24 protein-coding genes are annotated in these 21,140 nt (G+C 37.0%); 15 read left to right on the top strand and 9 right to left on the bottom strand.

Annotation, left to right across the window (positions count from 1 at the left end; genetic code table 11):
- Positions 1–124 precede the first annotated feature (124 nt).
- Both AAY42_RS01880 and AAY42_RS01875 read left to right on the top strand, forming a co-directional pair.
- Positions 125–640 (top strand): hypothetical protein, encoded by a 516-nt coding sequence (locus AAY42_RS01880; protein WP_055392313.1) that lies wholly within the window; start codon positions 125–127, stop codon positions 638–640.
- 226 nt (positions 641–866) lie between these two features.
- Positions 867–2,102 (top strand): DUF1028 domain-containing protein, encoded by a 1,236-nt coding sequence (locus AAY42_RS01875; RefSeq protein WP_055392312.1) that lies wholly within the window; start codon positions 867–869, stop codon positions 2,100–2,102.
- Positions 2,103–2,244: 142 nt separating this feature from the next.
- Here AAY42_RS01875 and AAY42_RS01870 read toward each other — a convergent pair whose 3' ends face one another.
- Both AAY42_RS01870 and AAY42_RS01865 read right to left on the bottom strand, forming a co-directional pair.
- Entirely contained in the window at positions 2,245–3,201 is a 957-nt protein-coding gene (locus AAY42_RS01870; protein ID WP_055392311.1) for a lytic transglycosylase domain-containing protein, read from the bottom strand.
- 31 nt (positions 3,202–3,232) lie between these two features.
- Complete coding sequence (locus AAY42_RS01865) at positions 3,233–3,910, bottom strand: alpha/beta hydrolase family protein (RefSeq protein WP_055392310.1); 678 nt, start codon at positions 3,908–3,910, stop codon at positions 3,233–3,235.
- A gap of 158 nt (positions 3,911–4,068) precedes the next feature.
- Between AAY42_RS01865 and AAY42_RS01860 the strand changes: the two genes are divergently transcribed.
- Positions 4,069–4,362, top strand: a complete 294-nt coding sequence (locus AAY42_RS01860) for a GNAT family N-acetyltransferase (protein ID WP_055392309.1) — start codon at positions 4,069–4,071, stop codon at positions 4,360–4,362.
- A gap of 47 nt (positions 4,363–4,409) precedes the next feature.
- Here the strand turns inward: AAY42_RS01860 and mtaB are convergent, their stop codons facing one another.
- The 4 genes from mtaB to AAY42_RS01840 form a co-directional block, all read right to left on the bottom strand.
- Complete coding sequence (gene mtaB, locus AAY42_RS01855; RefSeq protein WP_055392308.1) at positions 4,410–5,738, bottom strand: tRNA (N(6)-L-threonylcarbamoyladenosine(37)-C(2))-methylthiotransferase MtaB; 1,329 nt, start codon at positions 5,736–5,738, stop codon at positions 4,410–4,412.
- A gap of 85 nt (positions 5,739–5,823) precedes the next feature.
- Positions 5,824–6,609: an SDR family NAD(P)-dependent oxidoreductase gene (locus AAY42_RS01850; RefSeq protein ID WP_055392307.1), complete on the bottom strand. Its 786-nt coding sequence runs from the start codon at positions 6,607–6,609 to the stop codon at positions 5,824–5,826.
- Positions 6,610–6,620: 11 nt separating this feature from the next.
- Positions 6,621–7,082: an SRPBCC family protein gene (locus tag AAY42_RS01845; protein WP_055392306.1), complete on the bottom strand. Its 462-nt coding sequence runs from the start codon at positions 7,080–7,082 to the stop codon at positions 6,621–6,623.
- A gap of 15 nt (positions 7,083–7,097) precedes the next feature.
- Positions 7,098–7,394 (bottom strand): DUF1330 domain-containing protein, encoded by a 297-nt coding sequence (locus tag AAY42_RS01840; RefSeq protein ID WP_055392305.1) that lies wholly within the window; start codon positions 7,392–7,394, stop codon positions 7,098–7,100.
- A gap of 101 nt (positions 7,395–7,495) precedes the next feature.
- Here AAY42_RS01840 and AAY42_RS01835 point away from each other — a divergent pair, with 101 nt between their 5' ends.
- Complete coding sequence (locus AAY42_RS01835) at positions 7,496–7,921, top strand: winged helix-turn-helix transcriptional regulator (protein WP_055392304.1); 426 nt, start codon at positions 7,496–7,498, stop codon at positions 7,919–7,921.
- A gap of 24 nt (positions 7,922–7,945) precedes the next feature.
- Here AAY42_RS01835 and AAY42_RS01830 read toward each other — a convergent pair whose 3' ends face one another.
- Positions 7,946–9,121, bottom strand: a complete 1,176-nt coding sequence (locus AAY42_RS01830; RefSeq protein ID WP_055392303.1) for a GlmU family protein — start codon at positions 9,119–9,121, stop codon at positions 7,946–7,948.
- An 81-nt stretch (positions 9,122–9,202) separates the two neighbouring features.
- A complete protein-coding gene (locus AAY42_RS01825; RefSeq protein ID WP_055392302.1) occupies positions 9,203–9,472 on the bottom strand; it encodes a type B 50S ribosomal protein L31 in 270 nt (89 codons plus the stop codon).
- Positions 9,473–9,636: 164 nt separating this feature from the next.
- Between AAY42_RS01825 and AAY42_RS01820 the strand changes: the two genes are divergently transcribed.
- From AAY42_RS01820 to AAY42_RS01785, 8 genes are all read left to right on the top strand, one after another.
- Entirely contained in the window at positions 9,637–10,158 is a 522-nt protein-coding gene (locus tag AAY42_RS01820) for a DUF4199 domain-containing protein (protein ID WP_055392301.1), read from the top strand.
- Positions 10,159–10,200: 42 nt separating this feature from the next.
- Entirely contained in the window at positions 10,201–11,148 is a 948-nt protein-coding gene (locus AAY42_RS01815) for a glycosyltransferase family 2 protein (protein WP_055392300.1), read from the top strand.
- Positions 11,149–11,205: 57 nt separating this feature from the next.
- Positions 11,206–12,912: a phospho-sugar mutase gene (locus AAY42_RS01810; RefSeq protein WP_055392299.1), complete on the top strand. Its 1,707-nt coding sequence runs from the start codon at positions 11,206–11,208 to the stop codon at positions 12,910–12,912.
- A 4-nt stretch (positions 12,913–12,916) separates the two neighbouring features.
- Positions 12,917–14,743, top strand: coding sequence for an ABC transporter ATP-binding protein (locus AAY42_RS01805; RefSeq protein ID WP_055392298.1), 1,827 nt, complete (start codon positions 12,917–12,919; stop codon positions 14,741–14,743).
- Positions 14,744–14,792: 49 nt separating this feature from the next.
- Positions 14,793–15,335 carry an RNA polymerase sigma factor gene (locus AAY42_RS01800; RefSeq protein ID WP_055392297.1) on the top strand — a complete coding sequence of 181 codons (543 nt, stop codon included), beginning with the start codon at positions 14,793–14,795 and terminating at the stop codon, positions 15,333–15,335.
- Positions 15,336–15,368: 33 nt separating this feature from the next.
- Positions 15,369–15,884: a hypothetical protein gene (locus tag AAY42_RS01795; protein WP_055392296.1), complete on the top strand. Its 516-nt coding sequence runs from the start codon at positions 15,369–15,371 to the stop codon at positions 15,882–15,884.
- Positions 15,877–16,317, top strand: coding sequence for a hypothetical protein (locus tag AAY42_RS01790; RefSeq protein ID WP_055392295.1), 441 nt, complete (start codon positions 15,877–15,879; stop codon positions 16,315–16,317). The genes AAY42_RS01795 and AAY42_RS01790 overlap by 8 nt, the downstream gene beginning before the upstream one ends.
- Positions 16,318–16,429: 112 nt before the next feature.
- A complete protein-coding gene (locus AAY42_RS01785) occupies positions 16,430–16,780 on the top strand; it encodes a DUF6515 family protein (RefSeq protein WP_055392294.1) in 351 nt (116 codons plus the stop codon).
- 53 nt (positions 16,781–16,833) lie between these two features.
- On the opposite strand, the gene AAY42_RS01780 is transcribed toward AAY42_RS01785, so the two are convergent.
- On the bottom strand, positions 16,834–17,865 hold the full coding sequence (locus tag AAY42_RS01780) for a WD40/YVTN/BNR-like repeat-containing protein (RefSeq protein WP_055392293.1): 1,032 nt from the start codon (positions 17,863–17,865) through the stop codon (positions 16,834–16,836).
- A 71-nt stretch (positions 17,866–17,936) separates the two neighbouring features.
- Between AAY42_RS01780 and AAY42_RS01775 the strand changes: the two genes are divergently transcribed.
- From AAY42_RS01775 to AAY42_RS01765, 3 genes are all read left to right on the top strand, one after another.
- Positions 17,937–19,148, top strand: a complete 1,212-nt coding sequence (locus AAY42_RS01775; RefSeq protein ID WP_055392292.1) for an RsmB/NOP family class I SAM-dependent RNA methyltransferase — start codon at positions 17,937–17,939, stop codon at positions 19,146–19,148.
- 69 nt (positions 19,149–19,217) lie between these two features.
- Positions 19,218–20,126 (top strand): helix-turn-helix domain-containing protein, encoded by a 909-nt coding sequence (locus tag AAY42_RS01770; RefSeq protein ID WP_055392291.1) that lies wholly within the window; start codon positions 19,218–19,220, stop codon positions 20,124–20,126.
- A 90-nt stretch (positions 20,127–20,216) separates the two neighbouring features.
- A complete protein-coding gene (locus AAY42_RS01765) occupies positions 20,217–20,978 on the top strand; it encodes an SDR family NAD(P)-dependent oxidoreductase (RefSeq protein ID WP_055392290.1) in 762 nt (253 codons plus the stop codon).
- Positions 20,979–21,140 lie beyond the last annotated feature (162 nt).

Raw genomic sequence — 21,140 nt, 5'->3', positions numbered from 1 at the left:
CTTCTGAAATTCTGGGCGCAAATATACGAAGAGTTTTTACTTTGACAAGTACTAAAAGAAAATATTTAAATTAGTTTTTACTACTTTTGCCTCCTCTCAATTTAAGTTAAAATCACAACAGAATATGTTCAACAAAAATATAAAACTCATCATCGCTGGCCTTATCATCTCTTACGGCATTTATCAATTTATTGAGGGGTACATTGGCAACGGTATAGCCCTGATTTTGCTTTCAACGGTTTTTATTTTTCTGTATTTTAGAAATGAGCTTATTTTAATGGCCTTCCTTCGTATGCGCAAACAGGATATGGAGGGAACCCAAAAGTGGTTGAGCAAAATCAAGAACCCTGAATCTGCTTTAATAAAAAAGCAACAGGGATACTATAATTACCTGCACGGAATTATTTTCTCCCAAAAAAACCTCACCCAAGCGGAAAAATATTTTAAAAAAGCCTTGAAATTGGGATTGACCATGGATTATGATTTGGCCATGGCCAAATTAAGCCTTGCAGGCATCTCCATGCAAAAGCGCAGAAAGCGTGAGGCTACCCAATTGTTACAGGAAGCCAAGAAACTGGACAAAAACAATATGCTCACGGATCAAATAAAAATGATGCAACAGCAGATGAAGAAGATATAAGTCTTTAAGTTACTAACATCATCCGTATTATATTTGTTCATCTATATTATCAATAAAATTGAAGGACACACCCTTTGATTTAACCTAAATTTTTACGATTAAATTCCCGAACTTCACGTATCAGTCGTTAAATAATCATTATAGACGATTTTCAGCTTAACGTTAGCAATAATGCTAAAAAAATTATCATTCATCAATATTAACCAATCAAAAAACAATCAATCAAATGAAAAATCACAAAACGCTATTATCAATCATTTTATTCATTTCTGCTTTTGCAACCTATGGACAAAATTTACCTAGTCTTTTAACTGAGAAGAACATTAATTCGACTTTTTCAATTCTTGCTTATGATGAAGATGCCCAAGAATGGGGAATTGCAGTAGCAACAAACAATATTTATGTTGGAAACTCGACAATTTACATTGAACCTGAGGTTGGTGCTTTTTCGGTAATTGCAGAAACAGAACCTAAATATGGCGTTAATGGACTTGAAAAACTTAAAGAAGGAAAATCAATTGAGCAGGCAATCGTAGAAACAAAAGACGAAGATGATGAAAATAATTATCGCCAAATTTCTGGAATTGACGCAAAAGGTAATGTTTTCGCATTTACAGGTAAATCCTTAAAATACTGGAATGGCAAAGCAGCACAAATCTTAGGAAGAAACTATGTGGTAATTGGTAACCAACTTGCAAATGAAGTCCTCTCTGAAATGTCGAAATCTTTTGAGAAATCGGAAGGAACATTGGCTGAACGACTTTTGAAAAGCTTAATCGCAGGACAAAATGCAGGTGGACAAATATCTGGTAAGCAATCTGCCGCTGTTGTCGTAAAAGGTTCAAATAACGAATGGTACAATCAAATTGACCTTAGAGTTGACAACTCAAAAGAACCCATAAAAGAACTGAAGACACTAATGGACTATCATTATGGTAGAATCCGTCTAAATCAAGCACTTTTTGCACATCGTGGAGGAAATTCAGAAAGGGCTAAACAAAAATTGACAGAGGCGGAATCTATGCTGAATGGATGGACTGGAATGTACTCAAAAATCGCTGGTGCGAATATCGCGATGGGAAATGAAACAAAAGCAATCAAATGGATAAAAAAAGGACTTGACGAAAATCCTAATTGGTCAGTAAATATTCCTGCGTTTTATTTTCTTCGTAATAATCCAGAAATGAAATCAAGAATCCAATCCGATTCTTTTAGTGTGACTGACTGGGAAATTGCTATGGGAATGCTTAGTAATCTCGGCCAAGAGTTAGAAGTAATTAAAGAAATAAAAGGACTTTTTAAGAAGAAAATTGAATCTTCTTATTTGAACTTCCTACTTGGTAGAAGTTATTTTTATGAAAAAGAACAAGAAAAAGCTATTAAATACTTGGAAACCGCATTGAGAATGGACAGCGATAATATTGAAGCTGAAAACTTATTAAACAGTATAAGAGCAAAATAACAGAAAAGCACTATTGCTAACAATGGCTATGATTGGTACGGGAAATAAAAGTGCACTTTTATTTCCATTTAAGTGATTAGCCGAGACCGATACGTGAACCTAAAAATATTATATTTCCAAAACAAAATTGGGATAAAAAAACTTACTTGCCTTCACTCGTACTTCTATAATATCCTTTGTTTGGGATTTCAATAACATATTTTTTACGGGAACTGTTGTTCAGGTGTGGCTCACGCAACCAAGGGTTGTGTCTTTTTAAAACCTTGTAGTTAATCTCATATTCATGGGCAAAATCGGTCCAACTTGCAATCGCCGTATCCACTTCCACAGAAAAAGTGGGCACTGCGTTGTAGAAATCTTCTTTTTCAACAGCAAAACCATATTTATCCGGATTGGAAATGATTTCTTTTATAGCCATAATCCTAAAAATATATCGTCCTGTTTCCTGTCCTAATAATAAATCGTAGTAATCATCAACCTTTTGGATATCCATATATTTTTGAATGCCTGCGGGTCCTGCATTGTAAGCAGCAGCGGTCAAGGTCCAACTGCCGAAACGGTTTTTCCATTTTTTAATGTAATCGCAGGCCACTTGGGTTGCCTTTTCCACGTGATAGCGTTCATCCACATTGGCATTCACCTCAAGCCCATACTCTTTCCCTGTGGCTTTCATTATTTGCCAGAATCCTGTGGCACCTGCAGGTGAAACCACATTTTGCAATCCGCTTTCAGCTACGGCCAAATATTTAAAATCATCCGGAATGCCATTTTTTGCCAAAATCGGCTCTATAATAGGGAAATATTTATTGGCTCGCTTCATTAACAATAATGCATTGGATTGCCAATAGGTGTTCACCAAAAATTCACGATCTACACGTTCCAATATTTCTGGATCTTCCAAAGGAACTGCTTCATCAGCAAAATTTAAATCACTTGGGATTTCAATTGCACTAATTTGATAGCCATCTGCCACATTCTTATCCACAACCTCTTGCTTTATTTCCTCCTTGGCAGCTGAATCGGCCTGTATGGCAAAGACAAGACTTCCTATTACAACAACCAATCCAATTACTGCCAAGATATTTTTTATGTGCTTCATGCTATCCAAATATTAATGTTAGATAAAGATACTATATAGAACTGCCTTCTTCTAAAATAATTGCAGGTAGGTTTTCATTAAACCATCTTGCCCTGTGTATTATCATGGTATGCGTACCATTTTTAACTGGGATGCAGCCTTTAATATTCGATATGGGAAACACTGGGTCCGATTCACCGTGAATATGAACTAGATTGTTTGGAGGATGTTTTTGTTGCCAGTTGACAATGTTGTCTATGGCCCAATCCATATAATGCTTATCCCGAACGGAAAGGTATTTTTCATACAATTCAAGTCGCTTTGTCACTGTTTCTCCAAAAGCATATTTTGCTAATAGCTCTACATTGTTTACAAGGCCGGTAGGGAGTAGTTTATGTGCTTTGGTGTACTTTGCAAACAGCATTTTTTTTGGCAGTTCTGTGTGGCTCTTTACACAAGAAACGCCTATTATCTTTTTTGTTTTTATATACTTGGCCATCTCCTGTACTAGCATTCCTCCGAATGATACTCCCAATAATACTGGGTTTTCATGAGAGAGATTACTGCACATTTTTTGGGCATATTCAGAAAATGTCATTCCCTTTTCAGGGGTAACCCATTCCAATTTATGCATTATAAAGGTGTTGCTATCCAGCTTTATACCATCAAATATGGAAGGATTGGCAGCCATCCCGGGCATAAGGTATATATGAATTTTATTATCGGGCATTTCCTACCTAATATCGATTAGGCTAGGAAATTAGCAATTTTTTGACTAATTTTGTGTCCCTTTTGCGCAAAGCCCCACTTATTTTTATGTGCAACTAGAACCTAGAATACAATTACCGCTTCGGTAATTACTTATGAGTTAATTTAAAACGATACTATATGACAGAAATGGAAATTAATGACAATAGTTTCTTGCGCCAATTTGAAACCAAGGTTGATGGGCATTTAGCTAAAATTGAATACTCCTCCCAAGAGCGTAAGGTATTTTTAACCAAACTAGTAATACCTGAAGAAATTACCCAAGAGGGCTTCAAAGAAACTTTTATTAAAGCCGTTTTGAATGAAATCCAAGAAAAAAATCTAAGAGTTGTTCCTACTAGCCCTCATATAGCAGGTTTTTTAAGAAAGAACAGACAATATAAAGAGATGCTTCCGGTAGGCATACGCATCTAACCACAAGATGTCAAATTATAAAGAACCTCTCAATACGGGAGGTTTTTTTATACCAAGATTTTAGCTGGCAAAAACTGTATCCGCACCAAACCATCTTCATCAATTTCAGTAAGCTCCACTTCGTGCAGGGTATTTATCAACTCAGGGTTCCACGGATACTTTACTTTTATGTAGTTTTCAGTGAAGCCATGAATATAGCCCGATTTGTTTTCACCCTCAAAAAGCACTGTTCGTTTAGTACCAATTTGAGTTTCGTAAAAAGCTCTTCTCTTTTTTGCTGAAAGTCCTCGTAACATTTTACTGCGCTTACTACGAACACTTTTAGGAACAACATTTTCCATCTCAGCTGCCACAGTATTATCCCTTTCCGAATACGTAAAGACATGTAAATACGAAATGTCCAGTTCGTTCAGAAAATGATAGGTTTCCAGAAAGTGCTCATCGGTTTCACCTGGAAAACCAACAATCACATCCACCCCTATACAGGCATGGGGCATAGTTTGTTTTATCCTGTTTACCCTATCCACATATAAATTGGATAAATACCTACGGCGCATCAATTTTAGGATATGGTCGCTACCACTCTGTAACGGAATATGAAAATGCGGGACAAAGCTATTGCTCTGGGAAACAAAATCAATGGTCTCATTTTTTAAGAGATTGGGCTCTATGGATGAAATTCGTAACCGGTGAATCCCCTCTACCCTATCCAAGGCTTTCACCAAGTCCAAAAAAGTATGTTCATGCCTTTTGTTTCCAAACTCTCCCTTGCCATAATCTCCAATATTTACTCCCGTCAAAACAATTTCTTTGATGCCTTGAGCAGAAATTTCTGCGGCATTCTTGAGCACATTTTCTAAAGTATCACTTCGTGATATGCCTCGCGCCAAAGGAATGGTGCAATAGGTGCATTTATAATCACATCCGTCCTGAACCTTTAAAAAGGCTCTTGTCCTTTCACCAATGGCATAACTACCCACATAAAAATCCGCATCCTCAATTTCACAGGAATGTACTTCACCCCTATCATTTTTAGTCAGGTCGTTGAGGTAATCCGTGATTTTAAATTTTTCAGTTGCTCCCAAGACCAAATCCACACCATCCACTGCAGCCAGCTCTTCAGGCTTTAGCTGTGCATAACAACCTACGGCCGCTACAAACGCCTCTGGATTGGTATTCTGTGCCTGTTTTACAATGGTCTTAAAGCGCTTATCTGCATTCTCCGTAACAGAACAGGTATTGATCACATAAATATCTGCATGTTCGGAAAAATCCACACGTTTAAATCCTTCCCCTGTAAAACTTCTGGCAATAGTGGAAGTTTCGGAGAAGTTAAGCTTGCAACCTAATGTATAAAAAGCAACTTTTTTGCTCATGGCAAACCCCTGATTTTAAAGGCTGCAAAGTTACTAAATTGATTTGATTTTTATTTGTTGGCAAAAGAAACATCCTATTATTCAACTACTCTAAAATGTGCCCCACAGATTGGTTTATTACGGTACCGGTCATGTAACTTGCCAATTCAGATGCTGCTAAAACTACTACGTTTGCTGTATTTTCTGTGGAAGGAAGTTTTTTCATCGCAGTTTTGTTTTCTACTATGAATTGTTGCATTTCATCTCTGCTTATTCCCATATTTAACCCCATTGTGGTAAACGTATAATCAATTGTTGGGGAATCTGGCATTGCCTCTGTTCGTACCCCAATTACCCTTACACCTTCTGGCCCCCACTCATTTGCCAAACTTTTCAACAAACCTTCGGTAGCTGCATGAGATGCAGTTAAAGCAGGACTCCAAGGGGAACCTACCTTAGCTAAGGTAGATGTGATGAATATAATAACTCCTTGTCCCTGCTTGGACATAATTGAGTAAGCAGCTTTAGCCGTGAGAAACTGGCAAGCCGTAGTAGATTTCAAAGGTATCATAAATTGTTCCAAGGATACTTCCATTGCAGGTTTTCCATGATTATATTCTGCAGGATTTGAAGCACTTAAATTAATCACGATATCAACATTTACATTCTCCTTTTTAAACCAGTCAAAATATTCCAAAACGGCAGCTTCATCCAGCGTATCCAACTTTCGTACCTGGCCTAATGCTGATTCTTCCGCAATGCCATTTACATTAATATCAGACATATAAATAGTGGCTCCTTGCATTTTCAATGCTTTTGATACTTGCACCCCTAAAGCTCCCTTAGCACCAAAAACAAGTGCATTCTTGTTCGTCAGTAATTGATTATTCATATAATTAAGTTTTAATTTTGAATATTTACTAGATTCGGATTTCCGGTTCCCGTTTCCAAATAGTGTTTAAGGCTGTTGGTTATGAAATGGGTCCAGCCGGCATCGCAAATTTCATAACAATTGAGATCTGGAGTTAGCCCTTTGTGTACAAATGAAAGTTGTGTCCTATTGTCTTTTAATTGTTTAAAAACAAATTGTATCTCACTATTCAACCATTCTTCTTTTATACCTTTGAGCCCTGAAAACGAATGATTTGCATAAATGCACTTCCACGTGACATGATTAAACTCCTCCAGTTCTGAAATCACAAACCGCCATTCCGTATTCTCTTCAAAAAAAATGGAAAACTCACTTCCAATTTCATTTGCCATCTCATTATCTACATTTCCCCACCACTTATTCACTTCGGTTGTTATTGCGTTAAAGGCTTTTTCTTTCGATGTTTTAATGTCAATTATTTTTTTAAAATCCATATTAAATAGTATTAATTATTTTTTAATGTATTCTGGAGCTAGACATATCCAGCCCTGTGTGGTATTTTCATATAGTTTTTTATAGTTCCCATACTCCTTAGAAGTATGGAATTCGTAAGCATTATCCACAGATTTGAACTCCATAACCAATACAACTTCTAAGGGTGAGCCAAATAAAGTTTTAGCTTTTGGTGTTGCCACTAAGAATTTTCCATTAAACTTTTCTAGTATTTTGTTTATTGCTTTTACAGGTGGGATGTAATTCTTATTATCCGTTACGGTATAGTTTTCAATCAGATAGCCTCTATTCATTAGTGTGAATTTTCACGTATATTTGACCAGTTGCAAAAAACAACTTTTCAAATATATTAAACTAATTTTATTTTGCAACTAGTTTTAATGTAAAACTTAATATGAAAGAGTTAAAATCATCATGCCCCATAAATCAATATCTAGAAGTGTTTGGGGATAAATGGACCTTGTTGATTATAAGGGATATTATGTTTGATGGGAAGCGATACTTTAATGAAATACGGGAGTCTGATGAAAAAATTGCCAGTAATATTTTAACGGACAGACTTAATAAACTGGAAGAATCAGGAATTGTTATTAAAACAAAAGACGCCAAGCACAAACAAAAAAATATTTACACCTTGACCCAAACTGGTATTAACTTAATGCCAATTATGATAGCAATGTCTTTATGGAGTTTAAATCATAGAAAAGTTTCTGAAAAAGATAGAGCTCATGTCTCGGAACTTGTAAAAGGAGGTAAAGAGTTACAGGATAAAATGAGTGCGGTCCTCTTAAAGGAGTATGAAGCTATTTCCAAAAAATAGACTAAAGGTCTACTTAAAACACCTTTAATAATTTCGCCACTTTTTGGTCATCTCAAATACATAATCCAAAATACGGGCTTCTTTTTCATCAAAACCAATTCCCCTTCTTTTCATCATTTCTGTAGCTACTTCAAATGCTTTTTTAGGCAGAAACCTGGTAAAGCCAGATGCTCCGCCCCAACTATAACTAGGAATAAAATTCCTGGGATAACCGCTTCCAAAAATATTGGCACTTACTCCTACAACTGTTCCCGTATTGAACATGGTATTGATTCCACACTTGCTATGGTCACCCATCATTAACCCACAGAACTGAAGTCCGGTCTTTGCAAAACCTTCGGTTTGGTAACTCCATAAACGCACCTCTGCATAATTGTTCTTCATGTTGGATGTATTGGTGTCAGCGCCTATATTGCACCACTCACCCAAGACAGAATTGCCCAAAAATCCTTCATGTCCTTTATTGGAAAAACCAAACAGGACTGAATTATTAACCTCTCCCCCTAATCTGCAATGTGGACCTGCGGTAGTTGGACCATAGATTTTTGCTCCCATTTTTATAATGGCGTTGTTGCAAAGCGCGAAGCCACCTCGTATGGTGCAACTTTCCATAACCTCAGCATCTTTCCCTATATATATAGGTCCTGTTGATGCATTCAAGATGCAAAATTCCACTTTAGCCCCCTCCTCAAGGAAAATATTTTCAGGGTTCACCACCTGATTGGTGCTGGAAATTGCTTGGCTCTTTCTTCCTTTAGTGATTAAGTCAAAATCTGCCTGAATTGCCTCTCCGTTTTTAGAAAATATATCCCAAGCATTTTTAATCGTGAGACCGTCAAAAGAAAAATCAATTGATTTGTAATTTGAAGCCTCAAATTGTTCATGGACATCCTTGGTTATATAAGTAATATATTCTTCCCCATCCATTAAAGCTTCACCATTTTTCAAGTCTTTAATTGCCTGAATTAAATTGGGAGTGGGCATATAACCTGCATTGATTACAACATTTTCAGAAGCAGTGAACAATGGGAACTTCTCCGATAGATAATCCTCAGTTTTAAAACTTATGGAAGTATTAAGGTGCTTTTCCCATTTTTCCCGAATGGTCAAGATTCCTATTCTAATGTCTGCTACCGGTCTTGTGAATGTAAAAGGAAGTAACGATTCTCTTTGTGGTCCGTCAGAAAGAATATAGCTCATGGTTGTAGTTTAGAATGTTGTAAAAATAAAAAACGCCCCTGACAATAATCAGAGGCGTCCAATATTATTAAAAGAAATCGCTTATTCTTCGCTTTTTTCCTCTTTGCTGAACTTCTTGTATTTGTTTTTGAACTTATCAATTCTACCCGCAGTATCCACCAACTTGGTTTTACCAGTGTAATATGGATGTGATGTTCTTGATATCTCCAACTTTATCAAAGGATACTCAACACCATCAACAGTGATATTTTCTTTTGCTTCAGCAGTAGACTTTGTAATAAACACATCGTCATTGGACATATCTTTGAAAGCTACCAATCTATAATTCTCTGGGTGTATACCTTTTCTCATCGTCTTAAAACTTAAATCTCAGATTTTTCGAGGTGCAAATTTAATAATTTCTTTTATTAGTGCAACCAAAAAGGAGTAAAAAAGAAAAAATCTACCTTAGCATGTAACAAAACATATAAGTTATTCACTAACAAGCAACAATCAACACATAAATTTATAAAAACATGGAAGAAAATCAACCAAAAACTGGGAAGTTCTCCTTACAATTTGGCCTAATAGCTGGATTGGTAGGCATTGTATTTGGCATAATGCTATACACTATGGATATGCATTATGAAAGAGGTTTTGCAATTCAGGCAGTTCAATTTGGAATTTTGGCCGTATTTGTGGTCATAGCCTTGGTTCAATACAAAAAAGCAAATGGCGGCTTCATCAAACTGGGGCAAGCTATTAAAATTGGGGCTGGGGTTGGCTTAATTGCAGCAGTTCTTGGCACAATTTATTTCCTGGTACTTTCAAATGTAATTGAGCCTGATTATATGGATAATATGATGGAAATAGAAAAAGCAAAGACGTTTGCAGCTAATCCAAAAATCACTCAAGAACAATGGGATCAGGGAGTGGCATTCCAAAAAAAGTTGTTCCCGGTATTCTTGGCCTTCGGATTGGTAATCAGTGCACTTTTCGGTCTAATTGTTGGACTTATTACAGGACTTATCATTAAAAAGGAGGAGACTTCCTACTAAGGCAAAAAATGCTATTTTTGAAAGGAATTCCACAAACAGACAATGCAGATTTCTATTGTAATTCCTTTACTTAACGAACAAGAATCGCTTATAGAACTTCATGATTGGATTGCAGGTGTCATGCAATCCAATCATTTTGTTTATGAGATTATTTTTATTGATGATGGCAGTACCGATGCATCATGGCGGACCATCACCGAATTATCAACAAAAAATAACAATGTCAAGGGAATCCGATTTTTAAAGAATTTTGGAAAATCCCAAGCCTTACATGCTGGGTTTAAAGCCGCCCAAGGTGAGGTTGTCATTACCATGGACGCTGATTTACAGGACAATCCGGAAGAAATTCCCGGATTGTATAAATTGATTAAAGAAGATGGAAATCATATTGTTTCCGGTTGGAAAAAGAAACGATACGATTCCATTATTACAAAGAACATCCCTTCCAAACTATTCAATTGGGCAGCCCGAAGAACATCTGGAGTAAAATTACATGATTTCAACTGTGGCCTCAAAGCTTTCAAGAACGAAGTGGTCAAAAACATAGAAGTTTCGGGAGATATGCATCGGTATATTCCAGTTCTAGCAAAAAATGCAGGTTTTTCCAAAATCACAGAAAAGGTGGTTCAGCATCAAGCTAGAAAATACGGAAGTACCAAATTTGGAGCAGAACGTTTCATCAATGGCTTCCTGGATTTGATCACCATCTGGTTTGTTTCCAAATTTGGACGCCAACCCATGCACTTATTTGGGGCTCTTGGAGTTCTTATGTTCATAATTGGTTTTGCATTTTCACTATATCTGGGCATTGACAAGCTGTACCTAAACCCAACTGGCAGGTTAATTACGGAAAGACCCGAATTTTACATAGCCCTTACCGCCATGCTTCTTGGAACACAACTTTTTTTGGCTGGATTCTTAGGGGAAATAATGGTCCGCTCCAGAAAAAATGATACCCGCTACACCATCTCCAATAAAATAAACGTTTAAGTAGAGTCAAACACAGATTCTTTGTAATTTTAACACGCAAAATATTAAGCTATATTCATGGATTCCATTCTCTCAACCGCACAGACTTGGTTAACCGATTTTTTTGATTCAGAAACCAAAAAAGAAATTCAACATCTTATAGAAAATGACACAGAAGAACTAAAAGAACGCTTCTACAAAGATTTAGAATTTGGAACCGGGGGAATGCGCGGTGTAATGGGTGTTGGAACCAATAGGATAAATAAATATACTCTAGGTAAAAATACGCAAGGTCTCGGAAACTATCTTAAAAGATCATATCCCACAGAAGAAATAAAGGTGGTTATCGCCTATGACTGTAGACACAACTCTGATACTTTGGCGCGCACCGTTTCTGAAGTATTGTCTGCTAATGGAATTAAGGTCTTTTTATTTTCAGAATTGCGTACGACGCCTGAACTTTCATTTGCCGTCAAACATTTAAACTGTCATGCAGGGATTGTATTAACTGCTTCCCACAATCCACCTGAGTATAATGGGTATAAAGTATATTGGACAGATGGCGGGCAAATTGTACCACCGCAAGATCGTGAGATTATAGCAGAGATCAATTCGTTGTCTTTTGAGGATATAAACTTTAAGGCCAATAAAAATCTTATTGAATTAATTGACAAGGAAGTTGATGAAGCATTTTTTGAAGCTTCGGTAAGCAACGGAAGTTTTGATGCAAAGGATAAGGACAATTTTAAAATTGTTTTCACTTCCCTACATGGAACATCGATAACGGCTATTCCAGAAGTTTTAAAACGTGCTGGTTATAAAAATGTGACCATTATTGAAGAACAGGCAAAGCCTGATGGTGCATTTCCCACTGTGAAATCCCCAAACCCTGAAGAACCGGAAGCTTTGGCAATGGCCATTAAAAAAGCAGAGGAAATCGGTGCAGATATGGTGGTGGGTACAGATCCTGATAGTGATAGATTAGGCATCGCAGTAAGAAATTTGGAAGGAAAAATAGAATTGCTCAACGGAAATCAGACCATGGTATTGATGACCAAGTTCCTTTTGGATAAATACAAAGAAAACGGATTTAAAGGCAATGAATTTATTGCAACTACAATAGTTTCCACACCAATGATGGAGCAAATGGCCAAATCCTATGGTGTTGAATTTAAAACTGCTTTGACCGGATTCAAATGGATTGGAAAAATGATCAAGGATTTTCCTGAATCGACTTTTATTGGAGGTGGAGAAGAAAGTTTTGGTTATATGGTAGGCGACTTTGTCCGTGATAAAGATGCCGTTACCTCTACCCTATTGGCCTGTGAAATTGCAGCAAATGCAAAAGCAAACGGAAGCTCTTTTTATCAGGATTTAATTGACGCTTACGTTGACTTTGGATTTTATAAGGAGAAGTTGATTTCTTTAACCAAGAAAGGAATCAGCGGTGCAGAGGAAATAAAACAAATGTTGATTGACTTTAAGGAAAATCCTGTGGAATCTGTCCAGGGCTCCAAAGTTATATGGATAGAGGATTACAACACCTCAACCGCCAAGAATGCACAAACTGGTGAAGAAAAAGCAATTGACCTGCCCAAATCCAACGTATTGATCTATGAAACTGAAGATGGCACACGCATAGCTGCAAGGCCAAGCGGTACAGAACCAAAAGTCAAATTTTACATCAGTACAAATACCACATTGGAAAAATCAGAGGATTATAAATCCGTAAATTTGCAGTTGGAAACCAAAATTGATGGTATCCTCTCAGAACTGAATTTATAGGTGAATGAACTACTTTAAAAAGATTCTCCAATTTGCGATACCCTATCGCAGGTATGGTTTTTTGAATATTTTTTTTAATATACTTTACGCACTTTTCAGCGCGCTATCTTTTGCAGCGCTAATTCCAATGTTGGACGTTCTGTTTAAACCGGAACAGAAAATTTTGGTAGAGCCTGTATACAATGGTTTCGCTAATCTCAAGGACTACTTACAGGATTATATTAACTATCGAGTAACAGAGTATTCAGGGGATGATGATATGAAAGGGTTGATTTTGGTCATTGGGCTGGTATTGATTCTGTTCCTGTTGAAAAACGCTTTCAACTATTTTGCAATGTACTTTATCACCTTTCTTAGAAATGGTGTCCTAAAGGACATTCGAAATAAAATGTATCAAAAAATAGTGGATTTGCCCATTTCCTATTTTTCGGAAAAAAGAAAAGGAGATGTCATTGCCAGGATAACTTCTGATGTACTGGAAATTCAACATTCGTTTTTATCTGTGCTCGAATTGGTAGTTCGGGAACCGTTGACCATCCTGTTCACAATCTTGATCATGTTTGGTATAAGCGCCAAGCTTACCATCTTTGTTTTTGTTTTTATCCCAATTGCTGGGATGATTATTTCAAGAATTGGAAAATCTCTCAAAAAACAATCGGACAAAGTACAAAAAGAACAAGGTGAGTTCCTTTCCATTGTTGAGGAAACACTTAGCGGTTTGCGTGTTATCAAGGCTTTTAATGCGGAATCAAAATTCTACAACACCTTTAAAAAATCTACAAATCGGTTTTTTAAATTTTCAAATTCATTATTGAACAGACAGAACTTGGCTTCCCCAACAGGTGAATTTTTAGGAATCTTGGTAATAGGGGTCTTATTATGGTTTGGAGGCAAAATGGTACTGGTAGACAAAACGCTTGACCCTTCTTCTTTTATTGCTTATATGGGATTGGCCTATAACATTCTTACCCCGGCCAAAGCAATAAGCAAAGCCTCATATGGTGTACGCAAGGGAAATGCCGCTGCGGAACGGGTTCTTGAGGTGCTAGAATCTGAAAACCCAATTTCCGATAGCAAAAATGCTGTTGAAAAAACCGATTTGAACAAAGATATCCTTATTGACAACGTCTCTTTTAAATATGAGGACGACTATATTTTGAAGGATTTCAACCTCAAGGTAAAAAAAGGACATACCGTAGCCTTGGTTGGGCAATCCGGAAGTGGAAAAAGTACAATTGCCAATTTGGTCACCCGTTTCTATGATGTAAACATGGGCGAAATTCTGATTGATGGCATCAATATAAAAGACATTTCAAAAAAGTCACTTCGGGATTTAATGGGATTGGTGACCCAGGATTCCATCTTATTCAATGATACGGTCAAAAACAATATCGGCTTAGGAAAAGAAAACGCTTCACACGATGAGATTATAGAAGCGGCCAAGGTAGCCAATGCCCATGATTTTATTGTGGAGCTGTCAAATGGTTACGATACCAATATAGGCGATAGCGGAAATAAACTCAGTGGTGGCCAAAAACAGCGGCTTTCCATTGCAAGAGCAGTGCTCAAAAACCCGCCCATCATGATTTTGGACGAAGCAACCTCCGCCTTGGATACCGAAAGTGAACGTTTGGTGCAGGATGCCTTGGAAAAAATGATGCGGAACAGAACCTCTATTGTTATCGCACATAGACTTTCCACAATCCAAAATGCAGATTCAATCGTGGTGCTCAACAAAGGAATAATTGTAGAACAAGGTACCCATGAGGAATTGATGCTATCCAAAAAAGGGTATAAAAAATTGGTTGAAATGCAGTCTTTGAATGCATAGTTAAACCTTTTCATAAATATAGAGTCATAGCACCAAATTGTAGAGACAATTGATCGCTGAGGAAGCCCTAGTCAAAGAACTAAAACAAAAGGATAGCCAAGCAAAGGCCTTTGAAGTGTTGGTGAACACTTACAAAGAACGCCTATATTGGCATATACGAAGAATTGTTTTGGATCATGATGATGCGGATGATGTGCTTCAAAATACGTTCATTAAAGTGTATAAAAATATTGAGGGCTTTAAGGGAGACAGTAAGTTATATTCATGGATGTACCGTATTGCCACAAATGAGGCGTTGACTTTTTTGAAACAAAAATCGAAGAAGGCGGAAATAAGTGACCAGGAATTAAAAACGGCAATGGTTGAAAATTTGCAGTCCGATGTTTATTTTGAAGGAGGTGAGATTCAAATGAAATTACAACAGGCTCTTGCCACCTTGCCCGAAAAACAAAAGTTGGTATTTAACATGAAGTATTTTCAAGAAATGAAATACGATGAAATATCAGAAGTTTTGGAAACCTCGGTTGGGGGATTAAAAGCTTCATACCATCTAGCAGTAAAAAAAATAGAAGCGTATCTTAAGAGTGATTAAACCTTTTAGTAGTTTAATTGTCAAACAAATAGGATGAAAAAGAATCACAAAAATAAATTCAAAACCCCAGAAGGCTATTTCGATAGTTTTAATGAACGCCTTATGGAAAAAATCGCCAAGGAAGAGTCCATAATTCCTAAGGCAGATGGTTTTGGTGTACCAGATGATTATTTTAAAAACCTAAATGATAATATCATCTCTAAACTGGATGAAAAAGAACCTAAGGTCATTCCATTAAAATCATATAAAAAATTCTATTACATAGCTGCATCAATTGCTGCAATAGCTATCTTAACATTGGCTATAAATTGGAACGATCAACCGCAACTTGGTTTTGAAGATTTGGCAAGTGCCGAAATAGATGCTTATTTTGATACAACAGATATGAAATTGAGCAGCTATGAAATTGCAGAAGTGGTTTCCATTGATGAGTTGGAATTAAATGATGTTTTGGAAAATAGTTTGGAGGATGAACATATACTGGATTATTTGGATGAAAATATCAATGATATTGAAGAATTAGATTTAGAAAACGACTATTATGAATAAAACACTACTTATATTATTCACACTGTTGTTGGGCTCCAATTGGATTTATGCCCAACGCCCTTCAGGGGAACGTATAAAGACCCTCAAGGTAGCTTATATCACAGAGAGAATAAACCTTACCAGTAAGGAAGCACAATCGTTCTGGCCTATCTATAATGATTTCGAAGAAAAAAAACAGGTACTAAGAAGAAAAGAACGAGTTGAACTAAGGGCACAAATAGAATCAATAGGAAATCTATCCAGTGAAGAATCATCTTCGCTTTTAGATAAACATCTTGCCATACAAAAAGAAAAATATAATTTGGAACAGAACTTTATTTCAAAAATAAAAAACGTCATAACTCATAAAAAAACCTTGCTGCTTTTAAAAGCGGAGGAAGATTTTAAAAAAAGACTGATACAGCAGTATAGAAAGCACCGAGAGAATAAATAAAGTCTAAAATCAGACAAAAAAATTAGAAAAGGAGCCAACTGGCTCCTTTTTTTGATTAAACCTTTTCCTAAAACAAGAGTCATAGATACAGAAATCCATTAAATCAGTTGTAATGAAAAATATAAAACTTGTCCTTTTGACTATAGCACTAGTAGGTGGTCTTTTGATTGCCAATGCACAAAAAACAGTTGTTCGCGTATATCCAAAACATGGAACAGTGGTAAAGACGATTACCAAACCCAAAGTTGTGGTACACAACAATGTAAACTTTTATTTTTCTGATGGAGTTTGGTACAGGGCCAAAGGCAAAACCTATGTAGTAGCCGCCGCACCAAGAGGCATTACTGTACGAAAGTTACCAAGAGCCCGAAAAGTAGTGGTTGTAAATGGTAGAAAGTTATATAAATATAGAGGTGTTTGGTATAAAAAGACCGGAAGAAATTACGTTGTAGTTAACGTTTAGTTGGTTTGGTTATTTGTTCGTAAGGAGCGGCGATTTCTATCGTCGCTCTTTCTTTATTTGAATACCAATTTCGCAATCTTGTTTTTCCCTGCTGCGTAGGCTGTGGAACTATTTAAAAACCGAATGGTGTAAAATCCTTCTTCACTAAGTGATTCCCAGTTATGTCCACCATCTTTGGAATATGAAACTCCCGTAAATCCAACAGCAACCATATCTTTTCCTCCCGATTTGGGTATAAACTGTACGCAACTTTTATATCCTGGTTCTTGCCCTTCCGCAATGAGTTCCCATGTTTTCCCACCATCAACGGTGATAATCTTATTCGATTTCTTTACATCCGTGACCTTAAAAGAACCTCCTATCCCATAACCCAAATTCCCATTGTAAAAGTCAATGGAATAGATTCCTTGAAAAAGTTCCGTCATTAGTATTGGAGTTTTAATTGCAGCCCAAGTTTTGCCTCTATCTTCAGAAAATAACGTGTACTCAATAGAGGTCATGATCCAACATTTGTCCCCAACTATTTCAATATTTGTATTGCTTGCTGCATAAGCCCCAACAGATTCTTCTAAGTTCGGCAAGGAGTCACAGGGAATTTTCATCCAATTCTTTCCCCCATCCCTTGTAATGATAATGGATAGACATCCATCAGCCCCATCACCAATGGCAATACCTTCCCTATCGTTCCAAAACTTCATGGAATCATAAAAAACACCTTCTCCTTCCTCGCTATAAACCAATTCCATTTTCCCTTTCTCACCAGTTTTATACAGCAATGCAGGAGAAGCCACGGAAAGCATAAAAAAGTCATTTTTGGTATGTGCTATAGCTCTAAACTCGGGAAGAATACTGTCAAATTTTTGCACATTGGCTCTAACAGTATTTGTTCTAACATCAATAGAACCGTATACCCCATTGTTTCCTGCAAAGGCTAAAGTATTGTCATCTAAAAACTCAATGGCCCTAATACTAACTGAGTCACTGAATACTGTAGCTATTTCTACTTCAGAATAATTGAATGACTTATTTTTTGAGGAACACCCTAGTGCTACCAATACCACAATAATTACTATTTTTTTTACCATCCTATAAGGTTCATTCAAATTTAATTGGAATCCATGGTAAAACAATACCTTTGCAATCCTTAATTTTCAGGATGCGACTACACAGAAACTTGGTCTTTGCCGTTATAGATGCCCTTGGCATGATTTTCAATGAAAATGAATATGCCGATAAGGTAATTGAAAAAGTACTGCGTTATGATAAGCGCTGGGGTGCACGGGACCGGGGATTTATTGCCGAGACCACTTACGATATTGTTCGTTGGAAACGTTTGTATGCTGAAATTGCCGAAGTAAATGCTCCTTACTCCCGTCAAAACTTATTTAGACTGTTCACGGTCTGGTGTGTATTACGTGGGATTCAGCTCCCAGATTGGAAACAATTGGAAGAAACCCCTGAAAGACGGATCAAAGGACGTTTTGATGAGCTTTCTAAAATCAGAAAGCTTCGGGAATCAGTACCTGATTGGATGGATGAATTAGGTGAAAAAGCATTGGGAAATGACTTATGGACCAAGGAGATTGCCGCTTTAAATACGCAGGCCGAAGTAATCCTTAGGACCAATACCTTAAAAACCACCAAGGAGAAACTACGGGCGCTTTTAAAGACCGAGGAAATTGAAACAGAAACCGTTTCTGGAGTAAAAGATGCTTTGAAATTGGTAGTGCGAAAAAACGTTTTTGTAACCCAAGCTTTTAAAGATGGGCTTTTTGAAGTTCAAGATGCTTCCTCACAACTAGTGGCCCCATTCTTAGAAGTAGAGCCCGGGCAGCGCGTAGTCGATGCCTGCGCAGGAGCTGGTGGGAAAACCTTGCATCTGGCCTCTTTAATGGAAAACAAAGGACAATTGATTGCCTTGGATATTTATGAAAGTAAGCTTAAAAAACTTAAGGTTAGAACAAGGCGAAATGGAGTTCATAATGTAGAAACAAGGGCTATTGAATCTACTAAAGTGATAAAAAAACTATACAATTCCGTTGATCGCTTATTGTTGGACGCTCCCTGTTCCGGGCTTGGTGTGCTTCGTCGTAATCCCGATTCAAAATGGAAATTGCAGCCGGAGTTTATTGAAAAAATAAAAGGTGTTCAACACGATATTTTACGTAGCTATTCCAAAATGGTAAAACCCGGAGGTAAAATGGTATATGCCACCTGTTCCATACTTCCCGAAGAAAATTCGGAGCAAGTTCAATCTTTTTTGACTTCTGAAGAAGGGAAGGGTTTTGAGTTCATAAAAGAGCAGAAAATTTTTGCATCAGAACATGGCTTTGATGGGTTTTATATGGCGCTTTTAAGTAAAAGCTAAAAGCTTCGTCTCAACAGTTAATTTCACAAATCATATTTATCAATTGTTTGATTTATATAACTTTGTTATATGAACAAAAGGGTTTCCATTGAAGAATTTTATGAATCGAGTCACAAATTTGTGCCCGAAAGCGTAAAATCTGGCATCGGACATTTTAACGTGTTCAAACTAGATGAATTTGCCGGACCCAAACCAAAGGCGATGCCATTTAATCGCAGGGACTATTTTAAAATAAGTTTGGTCAAAGGAAAGAGCAGGGTACATTATGCCGACAAGATTGTAAATGTGCAAAAACAAGTCATTGTGTTTTCCAATCCTCAAATACCCTACAATTGGGAAATGATAGATGAGCAACTAAGAGGCTATTTTTGTGTGTTTACCGATGCATTTTTCCATCAATTTGGGAATCTTACCCAATATCCAGTTTTTCAGCCTAACGGTAACCCCGTTTTTCAATTAACCGATGAACAGTTGGAAACCATTTCATCCATTTTTCAACGGATGTTTACCGAAATTGATTCGGATTATGCCTACAAATATGATGTGCTTCGCAATTTAGTTTTCGAATTGATTCATACCGCCCTAAAATTGCAACCCGCTGATTTAAATATGAATCTGCATTCCAATGCTTCAGAAAGAATTTCAGGCTTATTTATGGAGTTGTTAGAGCGGCAATTCCCCATAGAAAGTCCTATGCAACGCATGCAATTACGTTCAGCTTCAGACTTTGCCACACAATTAAGTATGCATGTCAATCATCTTAATCGAGCCCTAAAAGCAAGCATGCAGAAAAGCACATCAAATCTTATTACCGAACGTGTTGTGCAAGAGGCTAAAATTTTGGTACGACACACCAACTGGAACATTTCAGAAATTGCAAACACTCTTGGATTTGAAGAGACCGCTCACTTTTCAAATTTCTTTAAAAAACATGCGAACCACTCCCCTGCTTCATATCGGAAATTAGAAAATATTTGATTTTTACAACAATTGACTTCTTCATTACAAACATGGTGATGATTTGGTCAGGACCTTTGCTGTATTCAATAATCATAAACATAAAATACTATGAATACTAGAAAAATTGCATTGGTAACAGGTGGTAGCCGGGGATTAGGCAAGGACATGGCCATCAATATTGCAAAAAGAGGTTTGGATGTTGTCGTTACTTATTATTCCAATAAGGAAGCTGCAGAAAATACGGTAAGTGAAATCCAAGCCTTTGGAGCAAAAGGAATAGCCATACAATTGGATACTAGAAAGGTTGCTACCTTCAAAACTTTCAAAAACGAACTTGCCAGTGAGTTGCAATCACATTGGAAAACTTCCAAAATTGATTTCTTGATAAATAACGCAGGCTTTGGGCATCACAGTTCTGTGGCTGATACTACGGAAGAAATTTTTGATGATTTGGTTAACGTACATTTAAAAGGCGTGTATTTTTTGACGCAAACCTTGTTGAATTGTCTACATGATGGCGGTGGAATTGTAAACATATCCAGTGGACTGGCCCGATTTTCCTTTCCAGGATACTCGGCATATGCCAGCATGAAAGGAGCAGTGGAAGTATACACGCGCTATTTGGCAAAAGAGTTTGGTGAACGCCAAATACGGGCGAATACGGTAGCGCCAGGTGCCATAAACACTGATTTTAACAAAGACCGCTTTCAAGAAACCCCTCAAGTGGTTGATATTATTGCAGGAATGACATCTTTGAGTCGCGTGGGTGAAAGCGATGACATTGGCAGCGTCGTGGCCTTTTTATGTTCTGATGATGCCAAATGGATAAGTGGTCAACGTATTGAGGTTTCTGGTGGTATGTTGGTATAAGAATAAAGCAAAAGTGATAAAAAGCCCTATCTGGGGCTTTTTTTTGTGTGGAAAAGTGATTTAATGCATTTATCATGACAGCAATGAAGATGAAAATCTATCAACACATTCCGTTAACAACTCGCCTTTTCTATGCATCAAAATTCAAGGTAAACTTGTAAA

The organism is Flagellimonas eckloniae, from assembly GCF_001413955.1.
GTDB classification, from domain to species: Bacteria; Bacteroidota; Bacteroidia; order Flavobacteriales; family Flavobacteriaceae; genus Flagellimonas; species Flagellimonas eckloniae.
Note: the sequence above shows the minus strand (reverse complement) of the source record. Positions and strands in the feature narration are given on the sequence as shown.